Genomic DNA, 21,776 nt, shown 5'->3' with positions numbered 1-21,776 from the left:
GATCAAATAACTCCATTTATATCCAATTTACAGATTGAAATATTTTCCTCGAATGTAAATTTTCATTAAAATCAGAAAAATAGTACAAAAGGTCCGTTTAATTATTCTGAATTTTGTAAATATAATAGAGTCACAGCTATTCAGCTGTGACCATACATATTCTGAGAGGAGATTTTGGATGAAGAAAAAAAGAGTCATTGGGTCAGCATTACTAAGTGCAGCAATGGGACTATCTGTATTTGCGTCAGGGGCATTCGGTCAGCAGGTTGAGAGCAATGAAACCTATCGGGTTGTCATTCAGGGCCCAAGTGCAGAAAAAGCAAAGGCAAAATCGAACTATGGAGCACGATGGGATTTTGGCCAGAAAGGTTTTACTACTACGGTTAATGCTAAACAGTATCAGGCACTTTTAAAAAATAAAAACTTAAAGATTGATAAAGTTGAAGAAGTAAAGAACTCACCTGTGACCGCAGCAAAACCTGGATCAGGGGCTGCATCAGCTCCGGCAGACGGTACACCTTGGGGAATTGAGGCCATTTATAATGACAGCTCCATCCAAAGCACTTCAGGCGGAAACGGGGTAAAGGTTGCCGTGCTGGACACAGGTGTAAATACAGCACATGCTGATCTTGCCGGACAAGCTGAACAGTGTAAGGACTTTACACAAAGAAAGTCACCTTTAATTGACGGCAGCTGCGGGGATAAGAACGGACACGGCACACATGTTGCGGGTACTGTACTGGCTCATGGCGGTGATAACGGACAAGGTGTTTATGGGGTAGCCCCAGACGCAGATCTCTGGGCATATAAAGTGTTAAATGACAGAGGATCAGGGTATTCTGATGACATCGCCGGAGCTATTAAGCATGCGGCCGATGAAGCGGTCCGCACAGGATCTAAAGTGGTCATTTCCATGTCATTGGGTTCAAGCTCTAAAAGCACATTGATTGCAGATGCAGTTGATTACGCCTACAGCAAAGGTGTCCTGGTAGTTGCTGCTGCCGGAAATGATGGTCCTGCCGATAACACGATTGGCTATCCTGGCGCATTGGTGAATGCTGTTGCAGTAGCGGCTCTTGAAAATGTTCAGCAAAATGGTTCTTACCGTGTTGCAGATTTTTCATCAAGGGGCAACCCTGCTACTGATGGCGACTACCTAATCCAGGAGCGTGATGTCGAGCTCTCTGCACCAGGCAGAGCAATTGAATCCACCTGGTATGATGGCAGCTACAGCACAATCAGCGGTACATCCATGGCTACTCCTCATGTATCCGGATTAGCTGCTAAGATCTGGGCTCAGAATCCATCCATGAGCCACACCCAGCTTCGCAGCGAGCTTCAGAACCGGGCCAAGCAAAATGATATTCTTGGCGGAACAGGAGCTGCAGCTGGTGACGATTATGCATCAGGCTTTGGCTTCCCTCGTGTTAAGTAAGAGAATAATAGAAAAGCTTGGACATTTACGGTCCAAGCTTTTTTTGTGTTTTGATTTTTATTATAGTTACTGCAAAACAGCCTGCTTTTTCTGCTTTCGGTTATAAATGATTTTGGACAGGCTTACACTCACCTCGTACAGCAGCAGGAGAGGCAATGTAACCAAAATATCTGAAATAAAATCGGGCGGTGTAACTAAAATCGCCACCACAATCAGCACGAAATAGGCATACTTCCTTATCTTCTGCAGCGAATAGGGATTGAGGATGCCAAGGCTGGTCAGGAACATAATCACAACCGGAAGCTCGAACAGAAAGCCGAATGGCAGTGTTAAATGGAGCACGAATTGAAAGTATTTTTCCGTTGTAAAAAAGGCGGTGAACATATCTCCCGATAAGGTCATTAAAAAATTCAGAACCAGCGGCAAAAGAATGAAATATCCGAATGCTATACCGGTAATGAACAGGAAAAATAACGCGGGAATATAGGATAAGGCTACCTTTTTTTCCATTCCGGTAAGCGCCGGGCTGACGAACAGCCAGATTTGATGGGCAGCTACCGGGATGGCGGCTGCAATGGCGACAACAGACGCAAGCATAAAATAGACCCATAGAATCTCAGAAGGACCGAGAACAGCCAATTTAAAATCCAGATCCCTAACCAGCCACTGGTAAATGTCGCTGACAAAAATAAAGGATAGTGCCAAGAACGCTATAAAGACAGCCGCTATAATCATCAGCCTCTTCCGAAGCTCTTCAAAATGCTGGAGGACATTTACTGCCTCATTATTCATATTATTCACCTCACTATAAAAGGAAGGAAGATATCTCTCCCTTCCCTATTCATTCTTATAGCAATTCTTTTTTCTTTTCTTCCGGCTGTTCGTCTGAAACCAGTTCGCGTGTGGATTTTTTAAATTCTTTCAGGGTTGTGCCGAATGCCCTGCCGATTTCAGGAAGCTTGGATGGGCCGAAAATGATCAGCGCCAGCACTAGAACAATAATCAATCCTGGTATCCCGATATTTGATAGCATAATAACCTCCTAGTATTTGAAGCCTGTAATCGCCACAACTCCCGGGCGCGGCATAGTATCTCCCTTGCGGTGCGGCCATTTGCTTGTCAGATTGTTCAGGTCTTCCGTCTCTTCTCCCGGATGCTGAATGGACAGGAACAGGGTTGTTTCGTTTGGTGTAAAGGATGGTCCAGTTAGTTCTGCTTCAACGGGAGCTGAAGCAAACTGAAAGGCTTCGCCGGTATTTTTTCCGATAGTCGGGATGACGAACATGCCATTGTTGGCGAAATGCGTGTAGATTCCTGTATTCAGCTTGCTTGATGACATATCTGTTACCGTCCAGAGATTGCCAAGGCTATCGAAAGTTAGATTATCAGGTGCACTGAAGCCACTCTGTTTTCCGCCGGCTGCGAAAATTTCAAAATCAAAAGTCAGTGCACCCAAGTCATCTCCCTCTTCAATAAATCTAGTAATATGGCCGTGAAAGTTGCCATGTTTGTCATTGTTGGTGTGGGCAATGAATACCGTTTTATCGAACGGGCTGATTTCCACATCTTCCGGACGGTCAGTAGGTGTTCCGCCAACAAGCAGAGCTGCTTCATGGCAGTGAACAGCCACATCGGCCTGTGTTTGGAATTTCTTTAAAAGATCTGCATTCCCCTTGACAGCTTTCTGCACATTTTCGATAGTTAATGGCACCCATTTTCCGCTGCCCATATTAGCCACATAAAGCGTCCCTTCTTCAAGAAGGTCTGCATTTGCTTTTCCGCGGGATTTTACATATTTATTTTTGCTGATGAACTTATACACGCATGCATCTTTCTTATCATCACCCATATAAACCACAACCCGATTGTCATTGGTCAGGCCGACTGCTGCATTTTCATGGTTAAAGCGACCAAGGGCGGTGTGCTTGCGCGGCTTGAAATTAGGATCAAACGGATCGATTTCCACAATCCAGCCATAATGTGTTTCATTTAATCCTGCATCCTTTGAGGTAGATTCGAAATTCTCCTCAGCTGATAAAACCGTGCCCCACAATGTCATGCCGCCAGAACAATTAGCAAAAGTTCCCTGTACATTCGTTGCACCACCCACTGCTTTTGAACCTTTGGCAGGACCTGTGAGCTGGAATGGAGTCAAGCCTGTAATACGGCGCGCATATTTGGAATCCGTGTCCATTTTCCAGGTGCCTTCTTTATCACGGTATACCTCGATAATTGATCCTCCCTGGTTGTATAGCATTTTCTGAATTTGCGCTGCCGTATACTTGCCATTTGCCGGCCTTGCACCATGAACAAATAGATCGCTTGAATATTCATGATTCACCCATAAGAGACCACGCTTGTCCTTATCAATTGGAAAATATAATGTAAAGTCATTGTTAAAGCCGAATGTATCGCCTTTTTTGTTAATGACATCTCCATATGCTGCCACAACATCGTATTTGTATCCACGTGGTAAAACAAGGTCATCTTTATCTGTCGGGTCAATCGGCTTAAAATTTAATCCAGAGATTTTCTTCTGGAATCCGAATAAATGGGAGGCTGCCTCAACACCCTTAGCCTCCGCTTTTGGTACCATTGCCCCCAAACCTGTCGAAGCGACAGTCAATGCTCCAACACCTGTACCTACATACGTTAAAAACTTGCGGCGATTCAATTCAGTCATCCTAAGCACCTCTTCATATTATTCAATAATATTTGCATCGTATTTATGTACCAAACCCAAGTACAATACTAAAAGATGAATATTAAGAGAATGCTAAGAAATAACCTGAAAATTGTAAAAGTAGTTTAAAGATTGTAAAAAAAATGCCCGGCATCTGCCGGACATCTCTTATCTTCTATTAAGATACTTTTTCTTCCTGCGGCTTGTATTCCTCTTCCCAATACTCAGCATTTTTAATGCCAAGCTTTTTGGAATTGAATACTGGATCAAGACCTTGTTTCTTCTGGGCTTCGTAATCTTTCAGTGCAATCAGGGCCGGTTTTCTTAAGATAACGATGGCAATTAAGTTCAGCCAAACCATCAGTCCCAAACCAACATCTCCGAGCGCCCACGCCAGGCCTGCTGTTTTAACAGCGCCATAGAATGTTGCAGCAAGCAAGACAATTTTCAGGATAAACATAGCCAGCTTGCTGTTCTTGCCATTAATTAAGTAAGCTACATTTGTTTCAGCTATATAATAGTAAGCCATAATTGTTGTAAAAGCGAAGAAGAACAGAGAAACAGCAACGAATCCGGCACCAAAACCAGGAAGTGCAGATTCAACTGCCGCCTGTGTGAAACCAGGGCCGGCTTCCACTCCAGGAAGGTTTTCTACAATTGGAGTCTTTCCATCAGCTCCAACTGTATTGAACATGCCTGTAAATAGAATCATGAAAGCAGTTGCGGAACATACGAATAACGTATCAATGTATACAGAGAATGCCTGCACGAGACCTTGCTTAGCAGGGTGGGAAACCTCAGCAGCTGCAGCTGCATGCGGGCCTGTACCCTGACCAGCTTCGTTTGAATAGATACCGCGCTTTACTCCCCAGGCGATCGCGCTTCCGATAATTCCGCCAAACATGGAATCTGCACCAAAGGCACTGCTGAAAATTAACGAAATAACACCAGGCAGTTCGCCAATGTTCATGCCAATAATAATTAAAGCGACTAAAATATAACCCACAGCCATAAATGGTACAGCATATTGAGCAACATTTGCAATACGCTTAACACCGCCGAAAATAATCAGTGCAAGTAACCCGATTATAATAAGGCCTGTTACTGTTTTATCAATGCCAAACGCATTTTCCATTCCAAGTGCAATTGAGTTTGACTGGATGCCAGGCATTAAAAGCGCCATAGCCAGCAATGCAGAAATAGCGAAAAGGACGGCAAACCATTTAATTCCGATTCCCTTTTCAATATAATAGGCCGGACCGCCTCGGTATAGCCCGTCTTTTTTCACTTTGTAAATCTGTGCCAGCGTCGATTCAACGAATGCACTGCCTGCTCCGATAAAAGCAATGGCCCACATCCAGAATACAGCACCAGGTCCACCCATTGCGATGGCAGTGGCAGTACCTGCGATGTTACCAGTTCCTACACGGCCGGAAAGAGCAATAGATAAGGCCTGGAAAGACGAAACGCCCGCTGCGGAACTTTTCCCTTTAAACATGAGCAGTACCATATCCTTGATATGGCGGACCTGTAAAAATCGAGTTAAGACTGAGAAGAACAACCCTATAGCTAAACAGATATAAATAACAGGTGTACTCCATAAAATGCCGTTTAGCTGATTAACAAAAGCTTCCAAACAACTTCCCCCTTTTTCATATATATTCTGAATCTTTTTCCTATTAGGAATTATAGAATAAATACTGTTATAAGACAATGTTTTTTTCACGGACTCTGGTAAAAATGTCATAGAAAATTCGGCCTTTCCTTAAAAAAGCCGTTTTTATCATGGTTATCAGGATATATAAAAATTAGATTGATAGCATAACCCTTCCTCTTTTTAGAAATTTTTAGTATTATATATTTAGGGAAACGAAATGTTTACCGGAAAGAAGTGTTTCAAATATGATAAAACAGACGAAAAGAAATCTAATGATCATGTGGTTTGCCAATTTCTTTGTGGCAGGCAGCATGACGATGGTGCTTCCCTTTATTTCGTTATATATAGAAAGTTTTGGCGACTACTCTCCAACTTATGTACAGCATTGGTCAGGGTGGACATTTGCGATCACATTTGTGACTGCATTTCTTTTTTCTCCTGTGTGGGGAAGAATCGGGGACCTTTTTGGGCGCAGGAAAATATTGATACTGTCCGGAATCGGGATGGGCATATCCATATTCCTGATGGGGTACGTGACAAACGTCTGGCAGCTGTTTTTTCTCAGACTGTTTACGGGGATTTTTACCGGCTTCATCGGAATGTCCCAGGCGTTTATATCCACACAGACTCCGAAGGAAATTGCCGGCAGGGTGATGGGGACACTGCAGACCGGAAGCATTACAGGTTCATTGATGGGCCCCCTTCTCGGCGGAGTCCTAGCTGATTTATTCGGTTTTTCAGATACCTTTAAATGGACCTCCATCGCCATCTTTGTTTCTGCCTTTCTTGTCTTTTTTACAAAAGAACACAAAGTCCAAACAAAAAAGGGCGAGAAAACGCGGTATTCAAGCAAGGCGGTCATCCAGCGTATTATCAGCAACCCCGTTTTGCTGACAGTTATGCTGATCTCAACGCTTGTTCAAATCGCACACTTCAGCATTCAGCCTATATTATCTTTATATGTCAGTGAATTGCATGGACCTGAAAATCTGGCGTTCTTTGCGGGAATTGCCTTTTCGGCTGCAGGGCTTGGCAATCTGCTGATGGCCAAGCAATGGGGAAAAATCGGGGACCAGCATGGCTATATAAAAACATTGGTTATTCTCCTCTTCCTCGCAGGCGTGTTTTATCTGCCGGGAGGATTTGTCTCAAACATGTGGCAGCTTGTACTTGTCCGCTTTGCGCTTGGAATAACCATCGGGGGCATCATCCCTGTCCGGATCGCTTATATCCGCCAGGAAGCCCCGGTTGCCATGCAAGGTGAAGTGCTCGGCTACAACACTAGCCTCCGCTTCTTCGGCAACATTATCGGTCCGGTCATCGGCGGTTTGATCTCCGGCTATCTGGGTTTTTCTGCAGTCTTCGTTGTCACAAGCTTACTCCTCATCCTGAGCGGGCTGATTCTGCTCGGAGCGATGAATCGCCATCCCAAGCTTGCGAAGGATTCTTATTGATAACTGAAAAAGCTGCCATAAAGTGAGGCAGCTTTTTCCTTATTCTTTAAAATGGCATACGCCCAGCTTATTGCCGTCAGGGTCTTCAAACTCAAACCACTTTACCGTTCCATCATCCTGGATTGGGCCGGCTTTCACCTTATGCCCTGCCAGATGCTGATGTGCTTCAACAATATCGGAAACATAAAAGTTAAATGGCATATGAGAGGAAGGAATTACTCTTTCAGAACGGACAAGGGTTAAAGGTGTTTCCCCGATTTCCAAGGCTGCATACCCTCCCTGGTCATCCCTCCATCTTACCGGGAAGCCAAGCACAGTGCTATACCATTCAATGGCTTTTCCGAAATCAATTACCTGCAGAAAGACTGTATCGATTCTTGTAAACATTTCAGCCTCCATAAAAGGGATTTTATATGGACAATATTCAACATCTTCTTGCAAAAACCTCCTGAGAAAACTAAAAAGCCAGCGTTTCCGCTGACTTTAATCTATTTTTTCGCTGCGTTGCTTGCGATATGGACAGCATCCCAGACACCCGCAAAAGGCGGGGCATAACAAAGATCCACCATGCCAAGTTCTTCTGCTGCCATATTATTATGGATGGCAACGGCAAATACATCGATTCGGAGGACCGCCCCTTTATTGCCGATGGCGTGGGCTCCGAGGATTCGGTTTGTTCCTTTTTCACAGATCAGCTTGATCCAGATAGGGGTCTGATTCGGGTAATAGCTTGGATGATCTGCGGCTTTCACAAATTCAGTTGTATAGCTGACGCCAAGCTTCTTTGCATCTTCCTCGGAAAGTCCCGTTCTTCCAAGCTCCATATTAAAAATTTTAATCGCGGCGCTTCCCAGAGTTCCCACATAGTTTTCATGGCTGCCGGCTATATTGGCCCCAGCCAGGCGGCCGCATTTATTCGCGTTTGTTCCCAGCGGGATATAATCATTTTCTTCAAGCACTTTGTGATAAACCTGAGCGCAGTCCCCCGCTGCATAAACACCTTCAATATTTGTCCGCATTTCACGGTCGATGATGATGGCTCCATTTTCCGCCAGCTCTATACCCGAACCTTCCAGAAACTTGGTAGCAGGTTTTACACCTACAGCAACAAGCACTAAATCAGCTTTATAAGTTCCTTTATCCGTTTTCACACTCTCCACTTTCCCATTGCCGCTGAAGCTCTCTACCTTTTCTCCCAGATTCAATTCTACACCGTGATCACGAATTTCTTTTTCAGCGATATCTGTTATTTCCTTATCGAAAGGAGCCAGGATTCTCTCGCTCATTTCAATGACACGCACATTTTTGCCGAGGGTTTTCATCGCTTCGACCACTTCGATTCCAATATAGCCTCCGCCAACAATGACAACATCTTTCACTTCTGATTTGCGGGAAATTTCTTTTAATACCATCCCATCTTCCATTGTTTTCAGCACCTGAACATTCTCAAGATCAGCTCCAGGAAATGGAGGCATGATGGGAAACGTGCCTGTTCCGATCATCAGCTTATCGTATGTATCCGTAAACATTTCTCCTGATACAAGGTCTTTAACAGTTACTTCCTTCTTGCTTGTATCCACTTTTAATACTTCATGCTGAAGATGTGTTTTGATGTTCCTCTCAGAAAATTGCTCCTGTGTTCTTGCGATCATTTTCCGGTAATCATCATTTTCTCCAGATATATAATAAGGAAGACCGCAGGCACCGTAAGATAAAAACTTGCCTTTTTCGTAGACGGTAATTTCAGCTTTTTCATCCATTCTCCTTAATTTTGATGCGGCTGACATACTTGCAGCCACCCCGCCAATGACCAGCAGTTTCATCGGAATCTCTCCTCGCGTTTCAATAAGGTATTCAAGATAGGTTTCGTTAAAAGGTTGAAATTATACAACATTACTATACCCTTATAGCTATCCCACTTCGGCTATTTTAAAACGTTTTTCAAGACTTCTTCGGTTACTTTTTGAACAATGCTTTCGATCATTTCTTCTTGCAGACCGGGAGCTGTCAGGATATTCTTATCATTGCCAGGAACCGGTATTCCGCCTGTTTTAATGCCCATTTCCTCACGGATTGAGATCAAATCTGCAATTTGTCCTGTGCTTAGTTCGTTTGACTTCTGCATGATGTGTTCTGAATACATCAGCATGAGTGCATAGTGTTCCAGTGATTCCATTCGAAAATAGGCCTCTGTGATGTCCCTGCCCCAGGTTAGGGCGCCATGGTTGGCAAGAAGAACGGCATTGTAATCCCTGCAGTATGGGGCAATTGAATCAGGAACTTCCTGTGTGCCCGGAGTGGCATACGGGGCAACCGGCACTTTGCCAAGCAGGACTATCGCTTCCGGTGATACAGGTTTTTCCAGGCTGATTCCGGCTATGGCAAACGAAGTGGCGACAGGCGGATGGGCATGGACAACTGCCTTTGCTTCAGGGTTTTCCTGATACACTCTGAGGTGCATCTTCACTTCGGAAGAAGGCTTCAGATTGCCCTCTAGCACGTTGCCTAAAAGATCCATTTTGACCATCATTTCAGGGGTCATAAATCCTTTGCTTACTCCAGTTGGTGTTGTCCAGAGTTCATGGTCGCCCACCTTAATGGAGATATTTCCGTCGTTTGCTGCAACGAAGCTTTTATTGTACACTCTTTTGCCGATTTCACAGATCAGTTCCTTTGCTTCCCGATCGCTTATATATGTATTTTGAACAGCCATGGCTGTCAGCTCCCTTCTATTTACATCCACTCCCTATTGTATATTCAAAAGTGATTTGCATCAGCAATTTTTACAAGTTTTCATTTTTCGCTAAAATATGATCATTTCCGCGGAAATATTATGTAATTCGAGGAGATTCATTCTACTAAAAAAAACCGCCCGATCAGAGGATCGGACGGTTCTTCGGGGGTATGTTGCTGATTGCTTATTTCACGCGGGGATATCCAAAGCCTGATGCATAGTCATCACCAGCTGCTGCTCCGTATCCGCCTTTAATGTCATATTGCTTGGCACGGTTTTGAAGCTCTGTGCGAAGCTGAGTATGGCTCATGGATGGGCTGGATGACCAAATTTTTGCTGCAAGGCCAGCTACGTGAGGTGTAGCCATGGATGTTCCGCTGATCGTGTTATAGCCTCCGTTATACCATGTAGACTCGATGCTTGCTCCCGGTGCAGACACTTCCACGTCTTTTTCCTGAATGACATAGTCACCGTCAGTGCTAGGATTTCCGCGGGACGAGAAGTTGGCTACACGGTATGTACCGTTTTGCTGGACGTTTTCAAGGGCTGCAACTGCAATCGCATTCTTTAATGCTCCAGGATAGCCGATTGTATTAGCGCTGTATCCGGAATTTCCTGCTGCGGCAACAACAAGGACACCTTTGCTGTAGGCATAATCAACCGCACTGCTGATTAGAGAATCTTTGCCGCTTGAACCAAGTGACATATTGATGACTACTTTTGATCCTGTGCGGGATGCTTCGTCCGCAACGTGGCGGATTGCTGCTGCAATATCATCTGAGTAGCCTGAGCCATTATCGCCAAGTACCTTGTATGCCCATAATTTCGCCTGTGGAGCTACTCCATAGATTCCCTGGCCGTCGTATCCCCCATGTGCTAAAACCGTCCCAGCTACATGTGTACCATGTCCCTGACGATCAGTACATGAGCCATTTACAATCGGGCTGGATTGAGTGAAATCCTTACATTGCTCTGCAGAGCCTTCCAGGTCAATATGGCTTGTATGAACGCCTGTATCAAGAACAGCAACCTTAATGCCGCTTCCGCCTGACGTACTGGTAATGCTGCTGTTATTATAGATGGAAGCAATTCCCCATGGTGTCTGATCACTAGGATATCCCGCTGCCTGAATAGAAACCGAATCTTTCTTGGACACTTCCGTTCTGGCAGTATCAAGAGTAACTTCGCTTACCTTTTCAATCTTTAAGTTCTTATTTTTGAGCAATGCCTGGTATTGCTTTGCATTGACTTCAGCAGTCATGCCATCACTGCCAAAATCCCAGCGCTTGTCCACCTGTGAATTCACAGAAGCTTTAGCGTTTGACGGCCCCTGGATCAATACCCGGTAGGTTTCGTTTTGAGTCTCTGGTTCTTTTGCAAATGCCCCCGCTGTAAAAACTGATAAACCCATTGTCATACTTAGAAGTGCTGCTCCTAATGCCCTTTTTTTCTTCATCCTTTTTCTCCTCTCGAATCTATATTTTTTCTGTCGGTTCTTGTTGTATTTAAAGTATATTTAAAATATTCAGACTCTAACAATATGCTAAATTATTTAATTCTCATACTTTAGAATCAGGTACAGAAACATAGTTTCTTAAAAAGTATCAGGTATTTTGGAGGGTTTACAAATACTTTCTACTATCTGAATGGTAATTACTTCATAATTTTTCCATAAACTATAGGATTACCCCAAATAAAATAGCACTTTTGATTGATGAAAAGAGTTAAATTACACTCTATTTTTATCGGAATCAGGGATATTTTCCTAGTTAAACGCTTTAAAGATATAAAGAATAGAAGTGGAAGCATGAAAATGCCCCCTGACCACTTGGCCAGGAGGCGGAATTCTTCCTATTTAAACATCTTAGACAGACTTTCAGTAAACGGTGCATAAGCTATGCCATTCTCCGTAATAATGCCTGTAATCAAATCATGATCTGTGACATCGAATGCGGGGTTATAGGTTTGTACACCTTCTGGCGCCATCGGCTTTTCGTACCATTTAGAAGTAATTTCTTCTGAATCTCTTAATTCAATATGGATATCGTCCCCTGTTTTGCATGCGAGATCGACTGTTGACAGAGGGGCACAAACATAAAAAGGTATTTTGTAATGTTTTGCGAGAATCGCAACGCCAGAAGTTCCAATCTTATTGGCTGCATCCCCATTGGCTGCCACGCGGTCACAGCCGACAAGTACCGCTTGAATCTTGCCTTCTTTCATTACGATGCTGGCCATATTGTCACAGATCAGCGTAACATCGACACCTGCTTCTTCGAGCTCCCATGCTGTCAGGCGGGCCCCCTGCAAAAGCGGGCGGGTTTCATCAGCGTATACTTTAAAATCATATCCCTTTTCCTGGCCTAAATAAATCGGAGCAAGAGCTGTTCCATATTTAGCGGTGGCAATCGTACCTGCATTGCAGTGTGTCAGAATACCCCAACCAGGCTCAAGTACAGAAAGCGCGTGCTGTCCAATCGACTCGCAAACCTTTTCATCCTCAGCCCGTATTTTTTCTGCTTCCACTTTTAGGGCTTGCTTTATTTCGGCTGCAGCTTTGCCTTCTTCCTTCAGGAAACGGGCTTCCATGCGGTCGAGCGCCCAAAACAGATTAACTGCAGTTGGCCGTGATGACGCCAGGTATTCCTTCGCCTTTTTAAAATCCATATAAAGTTCTTCATAGCTTACTGCTGCTGATTGCTTTGTGCCCAAATAGACACCGTAAGCCGCCGCTATTCCAATGGCAGGTGCACCCCGGACCTTCAAATGATAGATTGCTTCCCATATATCCTTTAATTCTTTCAAATGCAAAAAGTTCTTTTCATTCGGCAGAACTGTTTGATCTAATAGAATGAGCGTGTCGTTTTCATCATCCAATCTGACAGACTGGATGACATCCACTGGTTTTCCCATCATGCTGCCTCCTTTAGAACCTTTTTTCACAGTCTTTTAGAATACGTACAAAATCCTCACCTGTTTTAAAAGATTCCCTATCCATAATAAACATTTTTCCGGCTGCCAGACAAATCTTTTCCGCTGCAGCTCTGCTGCTGTATTCTTCAATGGAAGTGACATCCTTGACAGATGCCAGCCCGATAATTCTTCTGCACAGTTCAAGTCCCGTGACAGCTGCTGTGTCACGCAGGACTGCATCCAGATAATATTCTTTAAACCCATCATAACGGGCTGTTTGCTCAGTTGCTTTCTCCTCCCATGCCCGGAGGAATTTCTTTTTGAACAAGTCTATAATATCTTCCATTGTATTTTCGAGATATTCCAGCTGAACCTGTCTTTCTTCACCATCTGCCATTGTATATTTCGCGTTCACATAGGCGAAAATCAGGTTGGCGATCACGTTGCCGACATCGTAGCCGGCAGGGCCGCAGAATGCGAATTCGGGATCAATGATTTTAGTAGAATCTTCTTTTACAAAAATCGAGCCTGTGTGCAGATCGCCATGCAGAAGGGACTGGGCATGGGTCATAAACTCGAATTTAAGCTTTGCAGTTTCAAGCTGAAGCTTCGGGTCTTCCCATATTTCCCTTTTGGCAAATTCCCTGGTGCCTTCAAACACTTCATTTCTCGGACAATCGTAAAACGGTTCTGTGAAGACGAGGTCCTCTGAAATTTCGCATAATTCCGGGTTGGTGAATTTTTGGACCAGCTCTTTCTTTTCCTTATGCCCCATTACAACATCGGAAGTAAGCAAAAGGGTATTTACCAGGAAAGTCGAGATATGGTCAGCAAACAGCGGGAATTTTTCATGCCGCATTAAGGCTGTTCTCATGATGGTATAATCAGACAGATCCTCCATCGCGGTACAGTTCATAATGGGATCGTAGCTAAACACTTTTGGCACAAAACCTGGAGCGAGTTTGTTTTGCAGATCCAGAATTTCGTATTCAATGCGGTTGCGGTCAGGAGACAGCTTAAATTCATCAGAGATTCTGGCAACCGGACCAGCCTGCTTGATGATCAGAGACTTATTGTGTTTATGGTCCGTCAGCTTGAACACATAGTTTAAATTGCCATCGCCAATTTCCCTGCAGTCCAATTCGGCATCTGGAGCAAAATAATTCAGTCTTGTTTTGGCATATTCAATGGCTTCCTGTTCAGTCATTGTAAAATAGGCGGATGTAAAAACAGTCATGCAAAAAGCCTCCAATACGAATCTTTTTTGATAGTAGCTATGTTTTGTGAATTTAATATATTTGAAAATATCTAAATACTATCATGGGAGTGGGGGTTCGACAATATTTTTTTATATAAAAAGAAGCCGCTTCAGCAGCTTCAATCATTTAATTTATTTAATGCTTCTAATCGCCTGCAGGACGTTCGAATATACTTCAAGGGATGATAAGTCAATGCCAAGGGTAACGGCTTTCTTTGCCAAATCCGGTCTGACACCTGTGGCAATGGTGTTGACACCGATCAGCAGGAGGATATTCCGGATATCAAAGATGTGCTTGGCGATTTCAATATCTATATTCACCGTGCCGGAAAAGTCGATAATTAAGGTTTCAATTCCCAGCTGGCTTACCCGCGGGACTGTTTTCTCAATGATGATTTGTGCTCTGTCGTAGTCTATGCTGCCGATCAACGGCAGAATGGCAATGCTGTCCTGAATCGGTACAATGGCAGCAGACAGTTCATTTACCTGGGATTGGGTCTCCTTTAATTGTTCCTCCGAGTGCCGTTCAAAAGCAAATACGGTTTCATTAATGCTGATGTCGAGTATGTAGTTTACTTTTTTCACAATAGAAATAACTTCATCCGCTGTTAACTCAAATTCCATCCCTATATTACGTAATCTATCAGTAAAAACAATGCGGGTGTCCGGATATCGGGTGACTATATCGGAAATTTTTCCTCCCAGGGAGGCAGCCCGTTCGCCGTTTCCTTTACTCCACTCGACCAGTCCTTCAGGAACCCGATTTTCGCTGTTAGCAATCATGACTCCCAGATAATTTATAAACTCAACATACATCGAAACGGCCGCATCAATTTCCTGTTTGGGAATTTCGAAACCAAACCGGCTTACGATTTCTGCAACAATCTCTTCTGATAATACCTCCGCATTTTGAGTAAGATACGCTGAAACTTTTCGAATAGGCTCCATCTGTATGTATATCCCCTCTCTTATGTCCTGCTTCGATTATATCCTACTATATCTTCAAAATAACAGAATGGAGAATAAATAGGAGGATTTCCTTAAGAGGAAGAGTCATTAACTATGGTTTTAAAGCCATTCCTCATAATCTTCTTCCTTTATTTCGCTGATCAGCAGAGATTCAAACCTTCTGTAAAGCTCCTGAATGTCGGCATTGCTGTTAATCAGCGGCAGCTTGTTTTGATAGTCTTCTTCCGACTTAAAAAAACTGATTTCTGTCCACTTTGTCTCATCTATCTTGTTTTTTAACATTTTGGTCTGAACATCGATGTAATTCCGGTAGATATGACCGGCTTTCCGCTGGAGCAGCATCAGTTCCTGTTCGTTTTCCGGGCGGATATGATATTGATAGAGTTTTATGTACATGGCAGCTCCTTTAGTTCCTGGCGTTATGGGCAAGCTTGAGATGTTTTGAGTGATTTTTTGTGTTTATGGGCGAAAGTCAGATCTTATGAGCGAATCCAGTTTTTGAGTGACATTCAGATAAAAAGATTCTCAACCAGCATCAGTTTTTCAATCTCCCAGCTTCTTATAGAAGCCCAATGCTTCAATTAAAAATTCCTTATCATACCCTGTCTTTTCATGAATCCGGGCAGACCATTCTTCAATAGTATCCACAGGAGAGTCATGATACAGGCCTTCTGTTGTACTGAGGAAGCTTTCCCAATTATAAAATTCCCAATGGGCGGTTTCATTTTTATAGGGAATCCGCTGTTCCAGCAATGCCTTTGGATAAATAGTGTTCTGAGATCGTTCAGCTGCTTCCAGGAAAATGTTCATGGCTGCCGGATCCGTATCATAACTCTGCCGCGATATTTTTCCGTTTGGGCGGTGATAAGCAATTTCCAGCTGTCCGTCTTCAGATGAGACCTGAACATCTGCTGCCGGGAAAAATCCGCTTACTTTTTCCGGCGTAAAGTCTCTTGCCTCCGGATCAATTAATATGGGCTGCAGCCATTGGTCGCCCAGGTCACATAGAAAGCGGCGCCCCTCTTCATCCACTGCCACCACTGCTGCATGGGCTGAAGATGTTTTCAATTCGTGGCCAACCGGATAGGCATCGATTCCAGCCTGCTTAAATTCATGAAGAAGCCAGATCGCCAGGTCAAAACAGTTTCCGGTAATGCCATACTGATCATGGTGCTCCTTCATTAAGGAAACCTCCCGCTGCTTTTTAATGCCGGCTTTATCGTAAAACCATGCTTTTGTCAGGGTCTCCATCGGAAAGCGATCAAATTTTTTCCAAACTGACAAAATCGAATGGGGTGCGTTCAACATAATCATCCTTTCGTATATATACCATTTTACTATTCTTTGTCGATTGTAAAATTCCTCTTCCTTTTGTTTGAACCGCTATGTATGATAGAGTAATTTTAGAAGAAAGCATTTAAAGGAGGCTTCATATGGCCAAGTACAGAGGATACATAGGAACATACACAAAGGGTGAAAGTGAAGGGATTTATTCATTTGTTCTGGATGCAGAAGCAGGCAGAATTTCCGATGTGAAAACGGCAGCAAAACTGGATAATCCCACTTATTTAACAATCAGCCAGGATAATCAATTTTTATACTCGGTTGCCAAGGAAGGCGAATCCGGCGGAGTAGCTGCCTATCGTTTGGACAGCTGCGGTTCACTTGAGAAAATCAACAGCCAGGTGGCAGATGGCTCTCCTCCTTGCCACGTCAGTGTCGATACATCTGTCCGAAATGTTTTCAGTGCAAACTACCATAAAGGGACAGTGGAGTCCTACTTAACAAATGAAGACGGCTCTCTAAACCCTGCCGTTTCGGTAATTGAACATAGCGGATCCGGACCTGACAGCAGGCAGGAAAAACCGCATACTCACTATGCAGGACTTACTCCGGACGAAAAATATTTAGTTGCAGTTGACCTGGGAACGGACCAGGTGATTACGTATGAAGTGAATGATGGAATTCTGAAGGAAAAAAGCATCCTGTCTGTAAAGCCGGGCTGCGGTCCGAGACACCTTGTGTTCCACCCAAATGGAAGGTACGCCTATGTAATGACTGAGTTTAGCTCAGAGGTTCTTTTGCTTCAGTACCATGAGGATGGAAGCTTAGTTCAAAAGCAGGCTATTTCCACGATTCCGGAAGGTTTTACGGAAAATAACCAGGGAAGCGCCATTCATATTTCTTCAGACGGCCGCTTCATTTATGCCGGCAACCGCGGACACGACAGCATTGCGGTGTTCTCCGTCAATCCCGATAATGGAGAGCTTGCTTTTGTGGAGCATACCTCCACAGAAGGAAACTGGCCGCGCGACTTTGTGCTTGATCCAACCGAGAAATTTTTGATTGGCTCCAACCAGAATTCCAGCAATATTGTTTTGTATTCCCGTGATGAGAATACCGGGAAGCTTTCATTACTTCAATCTGATGTTATGGTTCCGGATCCGGTTTGTGTGAAGTTTTTACATGTGTAAGAAAAGCGAAAGAGCCTTGCCCGCCCCCGGCACCTCGAGGGGGCAGGCTCTGGAGCTAGACAGGAAGAAACAGGGTGAGACACTGCTTTTCGCAGAATCTCACCCCTTTTTTATACACTAATTTTAAAAGCAATCTTCCCCCATTGTTCTGCGTTATCGAGTCTGTCAAAAGCTTTCTCGAATTCTTCCAGCGGAAGCGCCTGATCCAATACCGGCCTGATTTGATGCTTTTCAATAAACTGGAGCATTTCATGGTATTCCTCCGCGCTACCCATTGTTGAGCCAAGCAGGTTTTGCTGGGCATAAAAAAGGCTGCGGAGATTTAGTTCCAGCTGATCTCCTGTGGAGGAGCCAAATGTTACGATGGTGCCGCCATTACGCAGGATTTCGAGCGATTTATTGAATGTCGCAGGGCCAACTGATTCAATGACAAGATCCACTTTTTCCCCGCCAAGGACTCCATTCCAGTCTTCACTGCTGTTCAGGGCTTTATCCGCACCGAGTTCAAGTGCTCTCTGACATTTTTCCTCCGAACGGGAAGCTGCGTAAACGGTTGCTCCCGCTGCTTTTGCAAATTGCATTAAGAAGGTTGCAACTCCTCCTCCAATCCCTGGAATGAACACCTTCATGCCTGACTGAAGCTTTCCTCTTGTGAACAATGCTCTGTAGGCGGTTAGTGCAGACAGGGATAGGACGCCCGCTTCCTCCCAGGTTAAATACGCCGGCTTGGGTGCTGTGTTTTCAGCAGGAATGGTGATATATTCGGCGAATGTGCCATGAAACGGCAAGCCGACGATTTCAAAGCCTGCTGGCGGTGCATCGCTCTTTTCCTTCCATCCCAGTCCGGGATTGATGATGACCTCATCACCTGGCTTCACGTGTGTAACGCCTTCTCCGACTGAGTCTATGACTCCCGCTCCGTCTGAACCGATGACAAGCGCAGGATCTTCTGGCTTGTGGCGGTTCAGGACAAATAAATCACGATGATTCAAGCCTGCCGTTTTTAATTTCACCCTCACCTCGCCGTTACCCGGATCGGACTTTTCCAGTTCACCATAAGATAATCCCGCGCGGCCTGCTACTCCTTCATGAATGATCGCTTTCATTTCCTTCACCTGCTTTTCTTTAAAAATTTCGTCTATTCTATCATATCTTGAAAGTGCCAGGAGGAAAAAGCGATATGCCTACTTTGCACTGCTAAGCCTTAGTTTCACAAATTTTCTTTTGCCTGCCTGCAGAACTAATCCGTCTGTGATTTTCACGAGCATCTGAACATCGCCGACTTTCTGTCCGTTTAAACGGATGCCGCCGCCCGCAATCATTTTTCTGGCTTCCGTTTTGGAGGAAAGCAGGCCGAGGCCGGCAAGCAGGTCTGTAATGAGGACTTCACCTTCACCCTTCCATTCGGCTTCCGGGATCTCATCCGGCATGGCTCCCTTTTGGAAAATAGTTTTGAAATGCAGTTCGGCTTTATCGGCTTCACCTGTGCCATGGTACATGCGGACGATTGTTTTACCTAAAAGCATTTTGGCGTCACGCGGATGAAGTGTGCCGTTTTCGAGCCCCTCTGCGATTTGCTGTTTTTCTTTTACTGGCAGATCTGTTGCGAGATTGAAGTATTTTGGAATCAGCTCATCCGGGATGGACATGGTTTTGCCGTACATATTATTGGGATCTTCATCGACACCAATGTAATTGTTTTTTGATTTGGACATTTTCTCTTTGCCATCCAGGCCTTCAAGGAGCGGCATCAGGATGACCACCTGCTTTTCTTTTTGGAAATGCTCCTGCAGATGGCGTCCCATCAGGACATTGAAGTGCTGATCATTCCCGCCAAGCTCGATATCGCTTTCGAGTACAACCGAGTCATATCCCTGCATCAGCGGGTAGAAAAATTCATGAAGAGAGATCGGTTTGCCTGTGGACAGGCGCTCTGAAAAGTCATTGCGTTCCAGCAGGCGGGCAACTGTTATGCTGGCAGACAGGCGGATGACGTCTTCAAGCTGGAGATCCGAAAGCCATGCTGAGTTGTAGTGAAGATCGACCTTATTCATGTCCAGCACTTTGCTGAATTGCTCGAAGTATGTTTTGGCATTACGTTTCACCTCTTCATCGGTGAGCTGGTTTCGGGCTGCGGATTTGCCTGTCGGGTCGCCAATTTTTCCGGTAAAATCGCCAATAATCAGCTGGATGATATGGCCATTGTCCTGGAACTGCTTTAGTTTATTCAGCACAACCGTATGGCCGATATGGACATCCGGTGCAGAAGGATCAAGCCCCAGCTTAATTTTTAAAGGCTGGTTTTGAAAAATGGACTTGGCTATTTTATTCTTTAGCTCTGCTTCAGGCAGAATATCCTGGACACCATTGCGGTATACCTCCAGCTGCCTCTCTGTTTCGTGTTTTTGCTGGGCTGTTAATTTTCCAAAAAAATCCCCCATGTCCCCTATCCTTTCTATTATCGGAATACAAAAAACCACGCCCCTAAAGAAAGGGACGTGGCTAACGCGGTACCACCCTTTTTGAAGATTGCTCTTCCACTCAGCGGATTAACGGCCCGTGCCGTTCCCTGCTACTCCTGTTCACAGAGAAAGTTCAAGAAGGTAATTCACTGTTATCTTTGTGCTGATTTTCACCAGGCATCAGCTCTCTAAAACAGGGAGATAAGCAGCTACTTGTTTCTGTCATTACGTTTAAATTTGAAATTTTTATTATTTTAGCGGAATGGAGGACATTGTTCAAGTGTTTTTTCTCAAGCAATATTAGATGAAGTTTTTTCAACCGTAATACTATATAAAAACCAGGAACATGCAATGCCCCTGGTCCATGGTTATTTCGTTAAGATAATCGGTCCTTCTTTTGTGATGACAACGGTGTGTTCACATTGAGCGACATGGCTTTTGTTAGGTGTAACGAACGTCCAGCCGTCGCTCATTTCCCTTACTTCTTCATCACCGCTTGAGATAAAAGGCTCAAAGGCAACAACCATGCCTTCTCTTAACAGCTGTTTATCCCATGGATCAAAATAGTTCAGGATATGGTCCGGCTTTTCATGAAGGGAGCGGCCGACACCGTGTCCAGTCAGATTCATGATAACGTTGAATCCATTGTTTTTGGCAACCTTGTGAACTGTCTTTCCGACAAGGCTCAGCTTGCCGCCCGGCTTTAATTTTTTCAGTCCTTCATCGAATGCCTCCTGAGCCGCATCACATAATTTTTGCAGTTTCTCGTCTTCACCAACGACAAATGATAGGCCTGTGTCTGCGAAGTAGCCATCTTTTGATCCTGAAACATCAATATTTACAAGATCGCCCTCTTTAATCACCCGGCTTCCAGGAATGCCATGGGCCACTTCTTCATTCACGCTTATGCATGTGAAGCCTGGAAAATCGTATTCTCCTTTAGGGCCTGAAATCGCTCCGTGCTTTTCAAAAAGCTCTCCGGCTAAGTCATCAAGCTCCTTGGTTGTTACACCTGGCTTAGTTTTTTCAATCATCTCATCGCGGATCTCCGCGACAATTCTGCCGATTTCCTTCAGTTTTGCTAATTCTTCTTCATTTTTTACAATCATAAGAATCCTGCCTTTTCAATAGTTGTTATTTCTCTATTATAATCTAAATGTGGCGTGCTTAATAAGATTTCGCCTTTTCTGTTGCTAAAAACCTAATAATCAACAGGAAAGTGATAAGGCCTGTTAAGGAAAACAGCAATGCTTCGAGCAGATGTCCTCCATCATTATTAGATTCTGCACGACTTGGTGTTCTTGCTTCACCGCTCAGTATTTTTCCGTAAAAACCCTCATGACCTGATAAAATTCTGCCATCCTGCACTTGGACCATTCCATTGGGACCGGCAACGGGAACAAGAAAGCGGGCTTCCTTTGTTTTCTCCAAAAATAACAGGAACTTGCCTCCATCCTGCTGATATTCCTCAGCCCATCCTTTATCGTAAACATCAATGCCTGCCGTGATGGTTTCTGTTGCTTTTCCTTTATATACTTTCTCGACTTGAAACTGCCTTCCGTAAAAATTCCCCTTGCTTGATTTTTGTTTGCTTTTAAAATTATATGTTCCCAGCACAATAACTTGTGAGCGGGATTCGACCATTTCGGGATTAAGTTCAAGCCATTTTGTTGCGAATGATGATGAACCCCCTGCCAGCAAAAGCGCAAAAAGTATGAAGAACACCTTTCTCATTGT

General features: G+C 44.3%; 20 protein-coding genes and 1 other annotated feature. Of the genes, 3 read left to right on the top strand and 17 right to left on the bottom strand.

All coding sequences use genetic code 11. From position 1 onward, the window contains the following. Window positions 1-178 precede the first annotated feature (178 nt). Window positions 179-1,435 (top strand): S8 family peptidase, encoded by a 1,257-nt coding sequence (locus A361_RS05175; RefSeq protein ID WP_009335000.1) that lies wholly within the window; start codon window positions 179-181, stop codon window positions 1,433-1,435. Between the two features lie 66 nt (window positions 1,436-1,501). Here A361_RS05175 and tatC read toward each other — a convergent pair whose 3' ends face one another. From tatC to A361_RS05155, 4 genes are all read right to left on the bottom strand, one after another. Continuing rightward, on the bottom strand, window positions 1,502-2,227 hold the full coding sequence (gene tatC / locus A361_RS05170) for a twin-arginine translocase subunit TatC (RefSeq protein ID WP_019382599.1): 726 nt from the start codon (window positions 2,225-2,227) through the stop codon (window positions 1,502-1,504). A gap of 55 nt (window positions 2,228-2,282) precedes the next feature. After that, on the bottom strand, window positions 2,283-2,468 hold the full coding sequence (locus A361_RS05165; protein WP_009335004.1) for a twin-arginine translocase TatA/TatE family subunit: 186 nt from the start codon (window positions 2,466-2,468) through the stop codon (window positions 2,283-2,285). Window positions 2,469-2,477: 9 nt separating this feature from the next. Beyond that, window positions 2,478-4,118 carry a PhoX family protein gene (locus A361_RS05160; protein ID WP_009335006.1) on the bottom strand — a complete coding sequence of 547 codons (1,641 nt, stop codon included), beginning with the start codon at window positions 4,116-4,118 and terminating at the stop codon, window positions 2,478-2,480. Between the two features lie 178 nt (window positions 4,119-4,296). Then, a complete protein-coding gene (locus A361_RS05155; protein WP_009335008.1) occupies window positions 4,297-5,754 on the bottom strand; it encodes an alanine/glycine:cation symporter family protein in 1,458 nt (485 codons plus the stop codon). Window positions 5,755-6,020: 266 nt separating this feature from the next. Between A361_RS05155 and A361_RS05150 the strand changes: the two genes are divergently transcribed. Further along, the gene (locus A361_RS05150; protein ID WP_019382600.1) at window positions 6,021-7,229 is read left to right on the top strand and encodes an MFS transporter; all 1,209 of its coding nucleotides are present in this window, start codon (window positions 6,021-6,023) and stop codon (window positions 7,227-7,229) included. Window positions 7,230-7,268: 39 nt separating this feature from the next. On the opposite strand, the gene A361_RS05145 is transcribed toward A361_RS05150, so the two are convergent. From A361_RS05145 to A361_RS05105, 9 genes are all read right to left on the bottom strand, one after another. Continuing rightward, entirely contained in the window at window positions 7,269-7,616 is a 348-nt protein-coding gene (locus tag A361_RS05145) for a VOC family protein (RefSeq protein WP_064328232.1), read from the bottom strand. Window positions 7,617-7,717: 101 nt separating this feature from the next. Further along, window positions 7,718-9,052, bottom strand: coding sequence for a CoA-disulfide reductase (locus A361_RS05140; protein ID WP_019382602.1), 1,335 nt, complete (start codon window positions 9,050-9,052; stop codon window positions 7,718-7,720). 101 nt (window positions 9,053-9,153) lie between these two features. After that, window positions 9,154-9,942, bottom strand: a complete 789-nt coding sequence (locus A361_RS05135) for a class II aldolase/adducin family protein (RefSeq protein ID WP_019382603.1) — start codon at window positions 9,940-9,942, stop codon at window positions 9,154-9,156. Between the two features lie 205 nt (window positions 9,943-10,147). Then, window positions 10,148-11,419, bottom strand: a complete 1,272-nt coding sequence (locus A361_RS05130) for a S8 family peptidase (protein ID WP_009335017.1) — start codon at window positions 11,417-11,419, stop codon at window positions 10,148-10,150. Window positions 11,420-11,814: 395 nt separating this feature from the next. Then, window positions 11,815-12,876: an S-methyl-5-thioribose-1-phosphate isomerase gene (mtnA, locus tag A361_RS05125; RefSeq protein ID WP_019382605.1), complete on the bottom strand. Its 1,062-nt coding sequence runs from the start codon at window positions 12,874-12,876 to the stop codon at window positions 11,815-11,817. A 13-nt stretch (window positions 12,877-12,889) separates the two neighbouring features. Then, window positions 12,890-14,113 (bottom strand): S-methyl-5-thioribose kinase, encoded by a 1,224-nt coding sequence (mtnK, locus tag A361_RS05120; RefSeq protein WP_019382606.1) that lies wholly within the window; start codon window positions 14,111-14,113, stop codon window positions 12,890-12,892. Window positions 14,114-14,266: 153 nt separating this feature from the next. Beyond that, window positions 14,267-15,082, bottom strand: a complete 816-nt coding sequence (locus A361_RS05115; protein WP_009335020.1) for an STAS domain-containing protein — start codon at window positions 15,080-15,082, stop codon at window positions 14,267-14,269. 120 nt (window positions 15,083-15,202) lie between these two features. Next, the gene (locus tag A361_RS05110; protein ID WP_009335021.1) at window positions 15,203-15,499 is read right to left on the bottom strand and encodes a hypothetical protein; all 297 of its coding nucleotides are present in this window, start codon (window positions 15,497-15,499) and stop codon (window positions 15,203-15,205) included. Between the two features lie 147 nt (window positions 15,500-15,646). Then, window positions 15,647-16,411: a hypothetical protein gene (locus tag A361_RS05105; RefSeq protein WP_026041772.1), complete on the bottom strand. Its 765-nt coding sequence runs from the start codon at window positions 16,409-16,411 to the stop codon at window positions 15,647-15,649. Between the two features lie 125 nt (window positions 16,412-16,536). On the opposite strand from A361_RS05105, the gene A361_RS05100 reads away from it, so the two are divergent. Next, a complete protein-coding gene (locus A361_RS05100; RefSeq protein ID WP_019382608.1) occupies window positions 16,537-17,577 on the top strand; it encodes a lactonase family protein in 1,041 nt (346 codons plus the stop codon). Window positions 17,578-17,687: 110 nt separating this feature from the next. Here the strand turns inward: A361_RS05100 and A361_RS05095 are convergent, their stop codons facing one another. From A361_RS05095 to A361_RS05080, 4 genes are all read right to left on the bottom strand, one after another. Beyond that, complete coding sequence (locus A361_RS05095) at window positions 17,688-18,683, bottom strand: zinc-binding dehydrogenase (RefSeq protein ID WP_019382609.1); 996 nt, start codon at window positions 18,681-18,683, stop codon at window positions 17,688-17,690. Window positions 18,684-18,761: 78 nt separating this feature from the next. After that, window positions 18,762-20,018, bottom strand: a complete 1,257-nt coding sequence (gene tyrS / locus A361_RS05090; protein WP_019382610.1) for a tyrosine--tRNA ligase — start codon at window positions 20,016-20,018, stop codon at window positions 18,762-18,764. Window positions 20,019-20,066: 48 nt separating this feature from the next. After that, window positions 20,067-20,274, bottom strand: a binding site (T-box leader). Between the two features lie 133 nt (window positions 20,275-20,407). Then, window positions 20,408-21,148: a type I methionyl aminopeptidase gene (map, locus tag A361_RS05085; RefSeq protein WP_009335026.1), complete on the bottom strand. Its 741-nt coding sequence runs from the start codon at window positions 21,146-21,148 to the stop codon at window positions 20,408-20,410. A 58-nt stretch (window positions 21,149-21,206) separates the two neighbouring features. Beyond that, complete coding sequence (locus A361_RS05080; RefSeq protein WP_019382611.1) at window positions 21,207-21,773, bottom strand: hypothetical protein; 567 nt, start codon at window positions 21,771-21,773, stop codon at window positions 21,207-21,209. Between the last annotated feature and the right edge of the window lie 3 nt (window positions 21,774-21,776).

It is taken from the genome of Cytobacillus oceanisediminis 2691 (assembly GCF_000294775.2).
Lineage (GTDB): Bacteria > Bacillota > Bacilli > Bacillales > Cytobacillaceae > Cytobacillus > Cytobacillus pseudoceanisediminis.
This window is presented reverse-complemented; position numbering and strand designations above follow the sequence as displayed.

What these genes read in the sequence shown, in the direction of transcription:
- A361_RS05115 (WP_009335020.1), bottom strand. Translation starts at nt 15,082, where the DNA reads ATGGAGCCTATTCGAAAAGTTTCAGCGTATCTTACTCAAAATGCGGAG.
- mtnA (WP_019382605.1), bottom strand. Translation starts at nt 12,876, where the DNA reads ATGGGAAAACCAGTGGATGTCATCCAGTCTGTCAGATTGGATGATGAA.
- tatC (WP_019382599.1), bottom strand. Translation starts at nt 2,227, where the DNA reads ATGAATAATGAGGCAGTAAATGTCCTCCAGCATTTTGAAGAGCTTCGG.
- A361_RS05130 (WP_009335017.1), bottom strand. Translation starts at nt 11,419, where the DNA reads ATGAAGAAAAAAAGGGCATTAGGAGCAGCACTTCTAAGTATGACAATG.
- A361_RS05175 (WP_009335000.1), top strand. Translation starts at nt 179, where the DNA reads ATGAAGAAAAAAAGAGTCATTGGGTCAGCATTACTAAGTGCAGCAATG.
- A361_RS05140 (WP_019382602.1), bottom strand. Translation starts at nt 9,052, where the DNA reads ATGAAACTGCTGGTCATTGGCGGGGTGGCTGCAAGTATGTCAGCCGCA.
- A361_RS05080 (WP_019382611.1), bottom strand. Translation starts at nt 21,773, where the DNA reads ATGAGAAAGGTGTTCTTCATACTTTTTGCGCTTTTGCTGGCAGGGGGT.
- tyrS (WP_019382610.1), bottom strand. Translation starts at nt 20,018, where the DNA reads ATGGGGGATTTTTTTGGAAAATTAACAGCCCAGCAAAAACACGAAACA.
- A361_RS05105 (WP_026041772.1), bottom strand. Translation starts at nt 16,411, where the DNA reads ATGTTGAACGCACCCCATTCGATTTTGTCAGTTTGGAAAAAATTTGAT.
- A361_RS05110 (WP_009335021.1), bottom strand. Translation starts at nt 15,499, where the DNA reads ATGTACATAAAACTCTATCAATATCATATCCGCCCGGAAAACGAACAG.
- A361_RS05095 (WP_019382609.1), bottom strand. Translation starts at nt 18,683, where the DNA reads ATGAAAGCGATCATTCATGAAGGAGTAGCAGGCCGCGCGGGATTATCT.
- A361_RS05160 (WP_009335006.1), bottom strand. Translation starts at nt 4,118, where the DNA reads ATGACTGAATTGAATCGCCGCAAGTTTTTAACGTATGTAGGTACAGGT.
- A361_RS05145 (WP_064328232.1), bottom strand. Translation starts at nt 7,616, where the DNA reads ATGTTTACAAGAATCGATACAGTCTTTCTGCAGGTAATTGATTTCGGA.
- A361_RS05135 (WP_019382603.1), bottom strand. Translation starts at nt 9,942, where the DNA reads ATGGCTGTTCAAAATACATATATAAGCGATCGGGAAGCAAAGGAACTG.
- A361_RS05100 (WP_019382608.1), top strand. Translation starts at nt 16,537, where the DNA reads ATGGCCAAGTACAGAGGATACATAGGAACATACACAAAGGGTGAAAGT.
- mtnK (WP_019382606.1), bottom strand. Translation starts at nt 14,113, where the DNA reads ATGACTGTTTTTACATCCGCCTATTTTACAATGACTGAACAGGAAGCC.
- map (WP_009335026.1), bottom strand. Translation starts at nt 21,148, where the DNA reads ATGATTGTAAAAAATGAAGAAGAATTAGCAAAACTGAAGGAAATCGGC.
- A361_RS05165 (WP_009335004.1), bottom strand. Translation starts at nt 2,468, where the DNA reads ATGCTATCAAATATCGGGATACCAGGATTGATTATTGTTCTAGTGCTG.
- A361_RS05150 (WP_019382600.1), top strand. Translation starts at nt 6,021, where the DNA reads ATGATAAAACAGACGAAAAGAAATCTAATGATCATGTGGTTTGCCAAT.